The sequence below is a fragment of the uncultured Streptococcus sp. genome (assembly GCF_938036805.1).
Classification (GTDB): Bacteria; Bacillota; Bacilli; order Lactobacillales; family Streptococcaceae; genus Streptococcus.
In genome coordinates this window covers 1-13,006 of sequence record NZ_CALHWC010000203.1, presented here as the reverse complement: position 1 = coordinate 13,006, position 13,006 = coordinate 1, and the positions used below count along the sequence as shown (strand labels likewise).

Sequence of the window (13,006 nt, the reverse complement as noted above, 5' to 3'; positions counted from 1 at the left end):
AAAAATGGGATTCTAAGAGGTGAATGATGGCTCAAATGACAGTACAAATCGTTACACCGGATGGTCTGATTTATGACCACCGTGCTGCATTTGTTTCCGTAAAAACGATTGACGGAGAACTGGGGATTTTGCCTCGCCATATCAATACAATTGCTGTTTTGGAAGTAGATCAGGTCAAGGTACGCAGAATTGATGATGACAAGCATATTGACTGGATTGCAGTCAACGGTGGCATCATAGAAATTGCTGATAATGTGATTACCATTATCGCTGACTCAGCAGAGCGTGAGCGTGATATTGATATCAGCCGTGCCGAGCGAGCTAAGCTACGTGCTGAGAAAGAGATCGAAGAAGCCCAAGACAAGCATTTGATTGACCAAGAGCGACGTGCTAAAATCGCCCTCCAGCGTGCCATCAACCGTATTAACGTTGGAACAAGAATGTAATAAAAAAGAATGGAATTTCCATTCTTTTTTGCTGTCTCATACTCCTTTCCGCTAGAAATAGCTCTTCTTATGATATAATAAAATCTATGATAGAATTAATGTTTCGATTATGCAGTCACCTGCTCTTTATTTTTGTGTCTTTTCATCTTTTGTCTACAGTGGTCTGTTGGGAAAGATTTTTAAAAGTAAATGCTGATAATGCCATCAAAATTCGTTTTTTGATTTTATTGCTGAGTATTGCCCTGGGCTACATGGCTAGCCTATTTTTTATCGGCATTTATGATATGAGTCGGGCAATCTTTAATGGAACTTTATAAGGTCAGAATCTTGATTTTATGGTATGATAGTAAAGATGAATTTTTAAGGTTTGGAGTAACTAGTTAGTATGGAAAAAATTATTATTCAAGGTGGAAATAATCGTCTGGTTGGTCGAGTGAGGATTGAAGGAGCTAAAAATGCAGTGTTGCCACTGCTAGCTGCAACGGTCTTGGCCAGTGAAGGCAAAACGACACTCAAGAATGTGCCAGTCCTTTCGGATGTTTTTACCATGAACAATGTTGTTCGTGGCTTGAATACACAGGTAGACTTTAACAAAGATGAAAATACCGTAGTTGTAGATGCAACTCAACCATTGACCGAAGAAGCTCCCTACAAATATGTCAGCAAAATGCGGGCTTCGATTGTTGTATTGGGTCCCATTCTTGCTCGTAATGGGCATGCTAAAGTGTCCATGCCAGGCGGTTGTACGATTGGTAGCCGTCCGATCGACCTTCATTTGAAGGGCTTGGAGGCAATGGGTGCTCAGATTACGCAGACTGCAGGGTACATCGAAGCTAAGGCAGACCGCTTGATTGGGGCTCATATTTACATGGACTTCCCAAGTGTTGGTGCGACACAGAATATTATGATGGCGGCAACTTTGGCTCAAGGTACCACTGTTATTGAAAATGCTGCCCGAGAGCCTGAGATTGTTGATTTGGCTTTATTGTTAAATAAAATGGGCGCTAAAGTCAGAGGGGCAGGAACGGAGAATATAACAATCATCGGTGTTGAAAAACTTCATGGAGCTGAGCATAATGTCGTGCAAGACCGTATCGAAGCTGGAACCTTTATGGTTGCTGCTGCCATGACAGGCGGTGACTTGCTGATTGAAGATGCGATTTGGGAGCACAACCGTCCGCTTTTATCAAAAATGCAAGAAATGGGCGTGGAAGTGATCGAAGAAGACGAAGGGATCCGTGTCCGCTCGGATGTTTCAAAGTTAAAAGCTGTTTCTGTCAAGACCTTGCCATATCCAGGTTTCCCAACCGATATGCAGGCTCAGTTTACTGCCTTGATGGCGATAGCCCAAGGAGAGTCTGTTATGGTTGAGACGGTCTTTGAAAATCGCTTCCAGCACTTAGAAGAGATGCGACGGATGGGACTTCACTCCGACATTATGCGCGATACCGCTCGGATTTGGGGTGGTGGCAGCCTGCAGGGAGCAGAAGTCATGTCGACAGATCTCCGAGCTAGTGCGACCTTGATTTTGATGGGCTTGATTGCTGAAGGGGAGACAAAAGTCAGCAAGTTAGTTCATTTGGATCGTGGCTATTATAAATTTCACGAAAAATTGGCGGCTCTTGGTGCCAACATCAAACGCGTAAAGGAAGAAGATGATGAGTGAAAATTGGAAATATTTGGCTAGACAATTAGGCATCATTGCCTTGGTGCTGGTAGTTGCTTTGATCATTTTTTGTCTTGGTTTGGTCATCGGATATGGCGTGATTGGAAATGCAGATAATCCTTGGTCTATCTTATCGCTAGATACTTGGAATGAACTTATTTCTAAGTTCACTGGTCATTAATCTGCTAAGATGTCCGAAAAGTTACCGACTGTGTAGAATCTTGCGCAGTCCTTTTAAATGGAAAAGGAAAGATGTCCAAAAGAAAGAAATTACAAAAAAAGAGCACTAAATCTACTCAGACTATAGCTGGGCTTCTGGTTGCTCTGACTTTATCACTGGGAGCCTACTTTTTTGGAAATGGCACTCAGTCACCAGCGGTAAATACATCGTCAGCCATTAGTCAAAATAGGGATACCAGCACACCAGATCAAGCGCTGGCTGAGAGTGTTCTCACAAACTCAGTGCGTTCTCAACTTGGTGGAAAAATCAAGTGGAATGGGGTTGGTGCCTTCATCATCAATGAAAATCAAACAAACTTAGACGCCAAAGTTTCTAGTGTCCCTTATGCGGATAATAAAACGAAGATGGTTCAGGGACAGACGGTTCCAACAGTCGCCAATGCCTTGCTTGCCAAATCGACCCGTCAGTATAAATCACGAGAAGAAACGGGAAATGGTTCCACTTCTTGGGTTCCTGCCGGTTGGCACCAAGTCAAACATCTATCAGGTGAATACAACCATGCAGTGGATCGAGGGCATCTCTTGGCTTACTCTCTAATCGGTGGCTTAAAGGGCTTCGATGCTTCCACTAGCAATCCAGCTAATATCGCAGTCCAGACAGCCTGGGCCAATCAGGCCAATAAAGACAACTCGACGGGACAGAATTACTATGAAGCTCAGGTTCGTCGTGCTTTGGACCAGAATAAGCGAGTCCGCTATCGTGTCACTTTGATCTATGCTTCGGAAAATGATCTGGTGCCATCTGGATCGCATTTAGAAGCCAAGTCCAGCGATGGAAGTTTGGAATTCAATGTCTTCGTTCCCAATGTCCAATCAGGAATTGTCCTTGATTATCGCACTGGCAAAGTGAGCCTTAGATAAATGTGGTTTACATAATATGATTCATTTGAAGTCAGCAACTAAGCTGGCTTTAAGGCCTTCAATAGACTTCCCGGCGCCTTAAGAGGTGCCGGTTTTGCTTTGTATTGAAATGAGCATAAACTAAAAGCAAAAAATACCGTGCAAACCTTTTCTATGCTGAAAAAATTTGCTATAATGAAAGGGAGAACGAATACAGAGGAGAATATCATGTCAAAAAAAATTATTGGGATTGATTTAGGCGGAACTTCTATCAAATTTGCTATTTTGACGCAAGAGGGCGAAATCCAAGAAAAATGGTCTATTAAAACTAATATTTTGGACGAGGGAAGCCATATTGTAGACGAGATGATTGAGTCTATCCAGCATCGCTTGGAGCTCTTAAATCTATCAGCAGAGAACTTTATCGGAATTGGAATGGGCTCACCAGGTGTGGTTGACCGTGAGAAAGGAACTGTTATTGGTGCCTACAACCTAAACTGGAAAACCCTCCAACCAATTAAAGAAAAAATTGAAAAAGCCTTGGGCATTCCATTCTTCATCGATAATGATGCCAACGTAGCTGCGCTTGGTGAGCGTTGGATGGGTGCTGGTGAAAACCAACCAGACGTTGTCTTTATGACGCTTGGTACAGGTGTTGGTGGCGGTATCGTTGCAGAAGGAAAACTTCTTCATGGTGTAGCTGGTGCGGCAGGCGAGTTGGGCCACATCACTGTTGACTTCGACCAACCAATCGCTTGTACCTGTGGTAAAAAAGGCTGTCTTGAGACAGTGGCTTCAGCAACAGGGATTGTCAACTTGACTCGTCGCTACGCTGATGAATACGAAGGCGATGCAACCTTGAAACGCTTGATTGACGACGGCGAAGAAGTGACAGCTAAAACTGTTTTTGATTTGGCAAAAGAAGGCGACGACCTTGCCTTGATCGTTTACCGTAACTTCTCTCGCTACTTAGGAATTGCTTGCGCCAATATCGGTTCTATCCTTAATCCATCAACTATTGTTATCGGTGGCGGAGTATCAGCAGCAGGAGAATTCCTTCTGCAAGGTGTTCAGAAGGTTTATGATGAAAATACCTTCCCACAAGTGCGTACATCAACTAAATTAGCTCTTGCAACTCTCGGAAACGATGCCGGAGTTATCGGAGCAGCTTCGCTGGTACTTCAGTAGTTCTAACCATCTCCTCTCTTAGCAAAGCTATAAGGAGGGCTAAAATGAAGAGAAAAATCGCTTATTTTTTAGTGATACTTCCTATCTTTCTTTTGATTTTATCAGCTTGCAAATCCAAGACAGAGGGTTTTCTGACGATATTGGATAGTCAGAATCAGCAAGTTTATCAGACGAATAATACCAAAACTTTGGATGAATTTGCAGACATTCTGGATAAGGTCGAATCTGAGGAAGATAATGAATATGCCTGGGTCGATTTGCCTGATGATGCAGAGGTTAATTATATCTACGATATTAGTGGCAGAAAGGGAGGAAGTGGTGTCAAATTTACGACCTACAAAAACTACCCCTATGTTACCATCTCAAATATTCCTGCTGTGTCAGATATCACCTTGAGATTATCAGAAAGAGATGTCAATAAGCTCAATCATCCAGATGAATGGGTCAAATAAACTTTTCTCCTGCTAAACTTGGCAGGAGAATTTTTTTGAAAAATCTGCTATACTAAAGAAAGTTTAAGGATTCAGGAGACAACATGACTAAAGCAGATACGATTTTTAAAGAGAATATAAAAAAGATTATGGAGCAAGGCGTTTTCTCTGAAAATGCCCGTCCGCGTTACAAGGATGGAAATGTGGCTAATTCCAAATATATTACAGGTTCATTTGCGGAATATGATTTGAGCAAGGGAGAATTCCCAATTACGACTCTGCGCCCTATTGCTATCAAGTCTGCCATCAAAGAAGTCCTTTGGATCTATCAAGACCAGTCTAATAGCTTGGAACTGCTCAATGACAAGTACAATGTTCACTATTGGAATGACTGGGAAGTTGGCGATACGGGTACGATTGGTCAGCGCTATGGAGCTGTTGTCAAGAAGCATGACATTATCCATAAAATTCTCCAACAGCTGGAAGCCAATCCTTGGAACCGCCGCAATATCATCTCTCTCTGGGATTATGAAGCGTTTGAAGAAACAGACGGTCTGCTTCCATGTGCTTTTCAAACTATGTTTGACGTTCGTCGTGTGGATGGGGAGATTTATCTGGATGCGACTCTGACTCAGCGCTCAAATGATATGCTAGTGGCCCACCACATCAATGCTATGCAGTATGTGGCTCTGCAGATGATGATTGCCAAGCATTTCGGTTGGAAAGTCGGCAAGTTCTTTTACTTTGTCAATAACTTGCACATCTATGACAATCAGTTCGAGCAGGCGGAGGAGCTGTTACGTCGGGAACCTAGCGACTGTCAACCGCGACTCGTTTTAAATGTGCCAGATAGGACCAATTTCTTTGATATCAAAGCAGAGGATTTTGAGTTGCTAGACTATGATCCTGTTAAACCTCAACTCAAGTTTGATTTGGCAATTTGATAATATTTTTCCTACTGAATGACCGTCAGTAGGTTTTTTAATTTTCAAGAGCAAATGATTGAAATATATTTTGTAAGTGCTATAATGACAATAGATATATGTGTTTCGCTAGTGCCTATCTCGGAGGTATCGACATGGAAGCAAATTTTTTAACACATAGAAGCAGGAGAAAACTCTTTAGTCTGGGCATTTGTTCATGTTTGCTTGGCTTATCGGTTTCTGTGACACCGATGGCTCTTGTGGGTGCGGATGAAGTCCAGCAGGCAGAGTCCCAACTTGAGCAAATTGCGGATTCTTCAGTGGAAGAAGATGATTTTCTACAGCTTGTAGACCAAGGTTCGGATGGGGCAAATCAGGGAAAGAAATCCTATACGATTGATTTGCTTTGTCATGGAAAAGGCCCTAAAAACAAAGGGACTGAGCAAAGCCATGCTGAGGATTCAACTGAAGGCAAGTCAGTCAAAAGAGAGGGGTGCGATATTGATCCCTTAGCGGATAAAAAAGAGGCTGCCACTGCTGAGCCTAAAAAGACAGACTCAACGCTCTTGAATGTCTCCTTGTTCGGCCTTGTAGCTGCTGTTGTAGGATTTGTCTTTGTCAAAAAGATGAAGAAAGAGTAATTTGCCTAGCAAACGAATAGTCGATAATCTTTTGGGTTATCGATTTTCTTATCTGGATTAGCTGACAAAAATAAATAAATAGAAGTGATAGTCCAAACAAGTCTTTTTTAATAAATTTTGATAGAATAGAAATATCAATGTGAAGGATGGAGAAATGACGAAAAAGATTGCGGCGATTTGGGCACAGGATCAAAATGGTCTGATTGGAAAAGACCAAAGCTTGCCATGGCATTTACCAACAGAGTTGAAGCATTTCAAAGAAATCACGACTGGACATGCGATTTTAATGGGGCGGGTGACTTTTGATGGCATGCATAGACGCGTGTTGCCAAATAGAAAAACTCTGGTTTTGACACGCGATAGGGATTATCAGATTGAAGATGAGCGTGTTTTGGTGTTCCATGATCTCCCAGCGGTGTTGAAATGGTACCAAGAACAAGAGAAGAATCTCTATATTATCGGTGGCGGTCAAATCTTTTCTTTATTTGAGCATGAATTGGATGAGGTGATTAAGACGGAAATCCATGCTAGCTTAGAAGGCGATACTTATTTCCCAGCAGACTTTGATTTGACACAGTTTGATGAAGTAAGCAGTCGTTTTCGACCAAAAGATGAAAAAAATGAGTATAATTTCACCGTAAAAATCCTCAAAAGAAAGGGTTCATAGGAATGGAAAGAAGTGTTTTTGGTTTTTTTACGGCCTTTTTATGTGCAATTTGTCTGATTTGTTCCTTTCAGACTTTTCGTAAAAAACGTTTTGGGTTAGCTATTTTATTTTTGTTAAATGCTTTTACGAATCTCGTTAATTCCATCCATGCTTTTTACATGACCCTCTTTTAAGATGTATGTAATTAATGAAATAGAAAATTAGAATGGGAGTAAAAAATGCCTACAAATCGTAATAATGAGATGATGGTATATTGTTCTTTCTGTGGAAAGAATCAGGACGAAGTCCAAAAAATTATTGCGGGCAACAATGCCTTTATCTGTAATGAATGTGTCGAGTTGGCGCAGGAAATTATCCGAGAAGAATTAGCTGAGGAAGTCCTAGCTGATCTTTCTGAAGTACCAAAACCGCAAGAATTGCTCAATATTTTGAACCACTATGTGATTGGTCAAGATCGGGCCAAGCGGGCTTTGGCAGTTGCCGTTTACAATCACTATAAGCGAATTAATTTTCATGACAGTCGCGAAGAGGATGATGTGGAGCTACAAAAATCCAACATCCTCATGATTGGTCCAACTGGATCTGGGAAAACATTCCTGGCTCAGACCTTGGCGCGTAGCCTCAATGTTCCTTTTGCTATCGCAGATGCTACTGCTTTAACCGAGGCTGGTTATGTTGGTGAAGATGTAGAAAATATCCTGCTCAAGCTTTTACAGGCAGCAGACTTTAATATCGAGCGGGCAGAACGCGGCATCATCTATGTGGATGAAATCGACAAGATTGCTAAGAAGAGCGAAAATGTTTCTATCACTCGTGATGTCTCAGGTGAAGGTGTTCAGCAAGCCTTGCTGAAGATTATCGAAGGAACGGTTGCCAGCGTTCCTCCTCAAGGTGGTCGGAAGCATCCACAGCAAGAAATGATTCAGGTTGATACCAAGAACATTCTCTTTATCGTTGGTGGTGCTTTTGATGGTATCGAAGAGATTGTCAAGCAACGTCTTGGTGAGAAGATTATCGGTTTCGGTCAAAATAATAAGGCGATTGACGAAGGTGCGTCTTATATGCAAGCCATTGTCGCTGACGATATTCAAAAATTTGGGATTATTCCTGAGTTGATTGGTCGTTTGCCAGTTTTTGCAGCTCTAGAGCAGCTGACTGTTGATGACTTAGTTCGCATTTTGAATGAACCGAGAAATGCGCTAGTGAAGCAATACCAAACCTTGCTTTCTTATGATGATGTTGAGCTTGAATTTGACGAGGAAGCCCTGCAAGCCATTGCTAGAAAAGCCATCGAACGCAAGACAGGTGCGCGTGGACTTCGTTCAATTATTGAAGAAACCATGATGGATGTCATGTTTGAAGTGCCAAGTCAGGAAAATGTTAAGCTGGTTCGTATCACGAAGGAAGCAGTGGACGGCACAGACAAGCCAATCTTAGAAACTGCCTAGGGGAAGCTTATGGAAATCAATACACATAATGCTGAGATTTTACTGAGCGCAGCCAATAAATCGCATTACCCGCAGGATGATATCCCAGAAATCGCCTTGGCGGGTCGCTCCAATGTTGGTAAATCTAGTTTTATCAATACCCTTCTTAACCGCAAAAATCTAGCACGGACTTCAGGCAAGCCTGGTAAAACGCAACTGCTGAATTTTTTCAATATCGATGACAAGCTCCGTTTTGTGGATGTTCCTGGCTACGGCTATGCCAAGGTTTCGAAAACGGAGCGCGCTAAATGGGGCAAAATGATTGAGGAATACCTGACCAGTCGGAACAACCTGCGAGCGGTCGTGAGTCTAGTAGACTTACGCCATGATCCTAGTGCGGATGATGTGCAGATGTATGAATTCCTCAAATACTATGAAATTCCAGTTATTGTTGTGGCTACCAAGGCTGATAAAATTCCACGTGGTAAGTGGAACAAGCATGAGAGCGCCATTAAGAAAAAGCTGGACTTTGATAAAACTGATGATTTTATTATCTTTTCTTCAGCTGATAAAACTGGTCTTGATCAAGCCTGGGATGCGATTTTAGGCAAGATCTAGATGTCAGATGATAAGGAAAATGAGATAGTTGAACTTTCAGAGTTTAAATATCCTAACCTGATTCCGTATGGGTTGGAGTCAGGTTATTTTCATTTTCAGTTCAGCCTGTATATCTTAGTGGCTCATTATGCAAGCCAAACGAGGAAGTCTTGCATGGAACAATCGTGGCTTGTAAAACTTATATTTGTGGAAGATCTAAAAAATGTCATATACTTGTAATTTATTGCTAATGTTATTTTGCTTTTAGTATGTTACAATAGTAGAACAAATATTGTATTTAGGAGAAAGACTGTGAAGAAGAGAATTTCAAAAGAAAGAAAAAAACTTTTGACAGGTTTGGCAGTGATGGTTTCAACCGTTGTCTTTGGTCTGGCTTTGTCAAAGCAAATCAAGCCAGCAAGTGCAAATGATGCTGTTCAGCAGCCATTGAACCAAACAGAATATTTCATTTCACAAATCAGTGAGCCGGCTCGCCAGTTGGCCCAGGATAATGATCTGTATGCTTCTGTGATGATTGCACAAGCTATTTTAGAGAGTGGTTCTGGTCAGTCTGGTCTGTCAGGCTATCCTCACTATAATTTGTTCGGTATTAAAGGAGCTTATGCTGGTCAGTCAGCGACGATGGAGACCTTGGAAGAAGATGGTCAGGGCAATACTTACGCGATCAATGATCAATTTCGCTCTTATTCAAGTTACGCTGAGTCACTTCAGGATTATGTCTACGTCTTGAGACAAAGTCATTTTGCGGGAGCTTGGAAGAGTAATGCCCCGACTTATCAAGATGCGACAGCTGCCTTGACAGGTGTATATGCAACGGATAGTCATTACTATGCAAAATTGAACTATCTGATTGAAGCATACAATCTGACTCAGTTTGACTCACCTAGCTATCAGACAGGAGCGTCTAATATGGTTTACAATCCTTACCGTGGACAATACACGACTCAAGATGTTCTGGAAACTGACCAAGCATGGGCATCACATAACTAGATAAGAAAAAAGAGATTATAATAATCTCTTTTTTGCGTTTTACTAATGAAGTAGACGATCATTTCAAATAAGCAGACTTATTTATCTTTAGCAAAACTGACTAAGCTGTTATTTTAGAAAAAGCTTGAGGAGCAAGAATGGGAGCGTTTAAAGATTTACTTGAAAAGCAAGACATAATAATTCTAGATGGTGCTTTGGGGACAGAGCTGGAGACGCGAGGCTATGACGTTTCTGGTCAGCTTTGGTCAGCCAAGTATCTGCTTGAAAATCCCCAGATTCTTCAAGACTTGCATGAAGCTTACGTTCAGGCGGGCAGTGATATTATCACCACTTCCAGTTATCAGGCTAGCATTCCAGCTTTTGTCGAGGCTGGGCTGAGTCCGGAAAAGGCCTATGAACTTCTCAAAAAAACGGTCTTTTTGGCACAGGTAGCTGTTAAAAATATCTGGAAGAGTTTATCGCTAGATGAGCAGGAGCAGCGCTCTTATCCTTTGATAGCTGGGTCGGTCGGGCCTTATGCTGCATATCTGGCTGATGGTTCGGAGTACACAGGAGCTTACCATTTGAGTGAGGAGGAATTTAAAGACTTTCATCGTCCGCGCATTCAAGCCTTACTGAACGCGGGCTGTGATTTGCTGGCTATTGAAACGATTCCAAATGGAGCAGAAACGAAGGCGCTTGTTCACTTATTAGCAGAAGAATTTCCGCAGGCGGAGGCCTATTTATCTTTTACAGCTCAGACGGCATCAGCGATTTCGGACGGAACATTGATAGAAGAAGTTGGGCGCTTAGCTCAATTAAGTCAGCAAGTTTTGGCTGTTGGTTTTAACTGCACAGCTCCGCATTTGATTGCTCCTTTATTAGAAAAGTTGAAACAGGTGTGCGATAAACCCCTGCTGGCCTATCCAAATTCTGGAGAGGTCTATAATGTGGCGACGAATACTTGGCAAGACAATCCTGAGCAGCAGCTCTGTTTAACTGATTACAGTCAGCTTTGGAAGAAGCAGGGCGTTCAGCTTTCTGGCGGCTGCTGTCGAACTCGGCCAGAAGATATAAGGCGGCTAGCAGGCGAATTAAGAACTTGAAATATAGCATTACAAGTTCAAATTTAGAAAAAACTTACAGAAAACGCTTTCGAAAAATATAAGTTTGTGATATACTGTACATAGTTTAACTTAGAGGAGAATTATTATGGTCGAATCGACATTTATTCCAAAAATAGAAGCAGCTTGCCGTAAGAAAGAAGGCTTGTTTGACACAAGCAAGGGGAAGTATGCTGTTCGCTCTATCTTTGCGGGGGCCTTTCTGACCTTCAGTACAGGGGCAGGAGCTATTGCGGCAGACCTGACAAATAAGATTGTTCCAGGAACGGGTCGTTTTCTCTTCCCTTTTATCTTTGCTTGGGGATTGGCCTACATCGTCTTTCTGAATGCTGAGCTGGTGACTTCCAACATGATGTTTCTGACAGCTGGTACTTTCTTGAAGAAGATTGACTGGAAAAAGGCTTTGATGATTTTGCTGTATTGTACTTTTTTCAATCTGATTGGCGCCTTGATTGCCGGCTGGCTCTTTGCTAATTCGGCGGCTTATGCGGGACTTAGCAAGGAAAGTTTCATTGCTGGTGTTGTGCAGATGAAGCTTGCCCGTTCAAATGAACTTATTTTACTTGAGGGAATACTCGCCAATGTATTTGTTAATATTGCGATTCTTTCCTTCGTCTTGGTGAAAGATAGTACAGCCAAGCTTTTCTTGGTTATTTCAGCCATTTATATGTTTGTCTTCTTAACCAACGAACACTTGGCAGCCAACTTTGCTTCTTTTGCTATCGTTAAGTTTAGCTCAGCTGCATCAGAGGTGGCAAATTTTGGTATTGGAAATATCCTGCGCCACTGGGCTGTGACCTTCGTAGGAAACCTGATTGGTGGTGGTCTTCTGATCGGTCTGCCATACGCTTGGTTCAATAAAAAAGAAGAACATTATGTAGATTAAAATGTAGCCTTAGGGCTACATTTTTTTGAAGAAGTGACGCTATGATTTCCGTCTAGATCTGCTTAAATTGACAAACATATAAAATTTTGTTATACTTTACTAATATTTTTATATTTAAGGAGATCTTGATGAATAAACTTACTATTCAAGCACCAGATGGCAGCAATGTTAAGACTTTGTCACCAATGTACTCTATTACAACCTTGCTATTTAACTTTTTCGTTCCTCTCTTTCGTAAAGACTGGAAATACTTTGGGATCATGCTTGGCTCACTGTTTGTATTTGCTGTGATTGCAACGCTTCTTATCCCAGATGATTTCTTGAGACCTGTAGGAACTGCCTACAACTTATTTTGGGCCTTTTTCTATAATCGTCTTTGGATAAAAGACCGAGTTTTCACTGATGGCTGGGTGCCTGCTGACGATGCTAGTAAAGCCTTGCTTGACAAGACTTTTCCTAAAAATGCATAGAAAAGTAAAAAGATTGCACAAAAAGCTTGCAATCTTTTTTTTCTTTTGCTATAATTATCAATGGTTTGAAAAAACTGCCTAAGACAGTAGGGGAGCTCGACTCATAAAGATCCTACCGAGGACAAAACGTATCATGTAAAAGAAGCGTATTGTACTTTCGTGTCTAGGTTTGGGCGCGTTTTTCTTTTAGAAAAATTCCCCAAGCAAAATAATTACGGAGGTGAAACACTAAATGAGTGAAGCAATTATTGCTAAAAAAGCAGAATTAGTTGACGTAGTAGCTGAGAAAATGAAATCTGCTGCATCAATCGTTGTTGTGGACGCTCGTGGTTTGACAGTTGAGCAAGATACTGTTCTTCGTCGTGAGCTTCGTGGAAGCGAAGTTGAGTACAAAGTAATTAAAAACTCAATCTTACGTCGTGCAGCTGAAAAAGCTGGTCTTGAAGATCTTGCATCAGTATTTGTTGGAC

Annotated in this window: 17 protein-coding genes and 1 other annotated feature; all 17 genes read left to right on the top strand. The window is 41.7% G+C overall.

The window, feature by feature from the left end; all coding sequences use genetic code 11:
* Positions 1 to 23 precede the first annotated feature (23 nt).
* On the top strand, positions 24 to 446 hold the full coding sequence (locus tag Q0191_RS08825) for a F0F1 ATP synthase subunit epsilon (RefSeq protein ID WP_095666415.1): 423 nt from the start codon (positions 24 to 26) through the stop codon (positions 444 to 446).
* 86 nt (positions 447 to 532) lie between these two features.
* Positions 533 to 763, top strand: a complete 231-nt coding sequence (locus Q0191_RS08820) for a DUF1146 family protein (protein ID WP_297665720.1) — start codon at positions 533 to 535, stop codon at positions 761 to 763.
* Between the two features lie 68 nt (positions 764 to 831).
* Positions 832 to 2,112, top strand: coding sequence for a UDP-N-acetylglucosamine 1-carboxyvinyltransferase (gene murA, locus Q0191_RS08815; protein ID WP_297665718.1), 1,281 nt, complete (start codon positions 832 to 834; stop codon positions 2,110 to 2,112).
* Positions 2,105 to 2,293 carry a DNA-directed RNA polymerase subunit beta gene (locus Q0191_RS08810; protein WP_297665716.1) on the top strand — a complete coding sequence of 63 codons (189 nt, stop codon included), beginning with the start codon at positions 2,105 to 2,107 and terminating at the stop codon, positions 2,291 to 2,293. The genes murA and Q0191_RS08810 overlap by 8 nt, the downstream gene beginning before the upstream one ends.
* A 71-nt stretch (positions 2,294 to 2,364) precedes the next feature.
* The gene (locus Q0191_RS08805; RefSeq protein WP_297665714.1) at positions 2,365 to 3,213 is read left to right on the top strand and encodes a DNA/RNA non-specific endonuclease; all 849 of its coding nucleotides are present in this window, start codon (positions 2,365 to 2,367) and stop codon (positions 3,211 to 3,213) included.
* A 207-nt stretch (positions 3,214 to 3,420) separates the two neighbouring features.
* The gene (locus Q0191_RS08800) at positions 3,421 to 4,380 is read left to right on the top strand and encodes an ROK family glucokinase (protein ID WP_297665712.1); all 960 of its coding nucleotides are present in this window, start codon (positions 3,421 to 3,423) and stop codon (positions 4,378 to 4,380) included.
* A gap of 44 nt (positions 4,381 to 4,424) precedes the next feature.
* A complete protein-coding gene (locus tag Q0191_RS08795; RefSeq protein WP_297665710.1) occupies positions 4,425 to 4,832 on the top strand; it encodes a hypothetical protein in 408 nt (135 codons plus the stop codon).
* A gap of 83 nt (positions 4,833 to 4,915) precedes the next feature.
* Positions 4,916 to 5,755, top strand: coding sequence for a thymidylate synthase (locus tag Q0191_RS08790; RefSeq protein WP_297665708.1), 840 nt, complete (start codon positions 4,916 to 4,918; stop codon positions 5,753 to 5,755).
* Between the two features lie 134 nt (positions 5,756 to 5,889).
* Positions 5,890 to 6,375, top strand: a complete 486-nt coding sequence (locus tag Q0191_RS08785) for a hypothetical protein (protein ID WP_297665706.1) — start codon at positions 5,890 to 5,892, stop codon at positions 6,373 to 6,375.
* Positions 6,376 to 6,529: 154 nt separating this feature from the next.
* Positions 6,530 to 7,042 carry a dihydrofolate reductase gene (locus Q0191_RS08780; RefSeq protein WP_297665704.1) on the top strand — a complete coding sequence of 171 codons (513 nt, stop codon included), beginning with the start codon at positions 6,530 to 6,532 and terminating at the stop codon, positions 7,040 to 7,042.
* Positions 7,043 to 7,260: 218 nt separating this feature from the next.
* Complete coding sequence (gene clpX / locus Q0191_RS08775) at positions 7,261 to 8,490, top strand: ATP-dependent Clp protease ATP-binding subunit ClpX (RefSeq protein WP_015604700.1); 1,230 nt, start codon at positions 7,261 to 7,263, stop codon at positions 8,488 to 8,490.
* A gap of 9 nt (positions 8,491 to 8,499) precedes the next feature.
* Complete coding sequence (gene yihA, locus Q0191_RS08770) at positions 8,500 to 9,087, top strand: ribosome biogenesis GTP-binding protein YihA/YsxC (RefSeq protein WP_297665703.1); 588 nt, start codon at positions 8,500 to 8,502, stop codon at positions 9,085 to 9,087.
* Positions 9,088 to 9,378: 291 nt separating this feature from the next.
* On the top strand, positions 9,379 to 10,077 hold the full coding sequence (locus Q0191_RS08765) for a glucosaminidase domain-containing protein (protein WP_288929707.1): 699 nt from the start codon (positions 9,379 to 9,381) through the stop codon (positions 10,075 to 10,077).
* Positions 10,078 to 10,214: 137 nt separating this feature from the next.
* Positions 10,215 to 11,162: a homocysteine S-methyltransferase gene (gene mmuM / locus Q0191_RS08760; protein ID WP_297665698.1), complete on the top strand. Its 948-nt coding sequence runs from the start codon at positions 10,215 to 10,217 to the stop codon at positions 11,160 to 11,162.
* Between the two features lie 106 nt (positions 11,163 to 11,268).
* Positions 11,269 to 12,066, top strand: a complete 798-nt coding sequence (locus tag Q0191_RS08755) for a formate/nitrite transporter family protein (protein WP_297665696.1) — start codon at positions 11,269 to 11,271, stop codon at positions 12,064 to 12,066.
* 128 nt (positions 12,067 to 12,194) lie between these two features.
* Positions 12,195 to 12,536 carry a hypothetical protein gene (locus Q0191_RS08750; RefSeq protein WP_015604705.1) on the top strand — a complete coding sequence of 114 codons (342 nt, stop codon included), beginning with the start codon at positions 12,195 to 12,197 and terminating at the stop codon, positions 12,534 to 12,536.
* A 59-nt stretch (positions 12,537 to 12,595) separates the two neighbouring features.
* Positions 12,596 to 12,730: a sequence feature (ribosomal protein L10 leader region), on the top strand.
* A gap of 38 nt (positions 12,731 to 12,768) precedes the next feature.
* The coding region (locus Q0191_RS08745) for a 50S ribosomal protein L10 (RefSeq protein WP_297665692.1) at positions 12,769 to 13,006 on the top strand (238 nt) is incomplete at its 3' end.

Coding starts and splice junctions, on each gene's coding strand:
- murA (WP_297665718.1), top strand. CDS start 832: ATGGAAAAAATTATTATTCAAGGTGGAAATAATCGTCTGGTTGGTCGA.
- Q0191_RS08780 (WP_297665704.1), top strand. CDS start 6,530: ATGACGAAAAAGATTGCGGCGATTTGGGCACAGGATCAAAATGGTCTG.
- mmuM (WP_297665698.1), top strand. CDS start 10,215: ATGGGAGCGTTTAAAGATTTACTTGAAAAGCAAGACATAATAATTCTA.
- Q0191_RS08810 (WP_297665716.1), top strand. CDS start 2,105: ATGAGTGAAAATTGGAAATATTTGGCTAGACAATTAGGCATCATTGCC.
- Q0191_RS08825 (WP_095666415.1), top strand. CDS start 24: ATGATGGCTCAAATGACAGTACAAATCGTTACACCGGATGGTCTGATT.
- Q0191_RS08750 (WP_015604705.1), top strand. CDS start 12,195: ATGAATAAACTTACTATTCAAGCACCAGATGGCAGCAATGTTAAGACT.
- clpX (WP_015604700.1), top strand. CDS start 7,261: ATGCCTACAAATCGTAATAATGAGATGATGGTATATTGTTCTTTCTGT.
- Q0191_RS08805 (WP_297665714.1), top strand. CDS start 2,365: ATGTCCAAAAGAAAGAAATTACAAAAAAAGAGCACTAAATCTACTCAG.
- Q0191_RS08785 (WP_297665706.1), top strand. CDS start 5,890: ATGGAAGCAAATTTTTTAACACATAGAAGCAGGAGAAAACTCTTTAGT.
- yihA (WP_297665703.1), top strand. CDS start 8,500: ATGGAAATCAATACACATAATGCTGAGATTTTACTGAGCGCAGCCAAT.
- Q0191_RS08820 (WP_297665720.1), top strand. CDS start 533: ATGATAGAATTAATGTTTCGATTATGCAGTCACCTGCTCTTTATTTTT.
- Q0191_RS08755 (WP_297665696.1), top strand. CDS start 11,269: ATGGTCGAATCGACATTTATTCCAAAAATAGAAGCAGCTTGCCGTAAG.
- Q0191_RS08800 (WP_297665712.1), top strand. CDS start 3,421: ATGTCAAAAAAAATTATTGGGATTGATTTAGGCGGAACTTCTATCAAA.
- Q0191_RS08790 (WP_297665708.1), top strand. CDS start 4,916: ATGACTAAAGCAGATACGATTTTTAAAGAGAATATAAAAAAGATTATG.
- Q0191_RS08795 (WP_297665710.1), top strand. CDS start 4,425: ATGAAGAGAAAAATCGCTTATTTTTTAGTGATACTTCCTATCTTTCTT.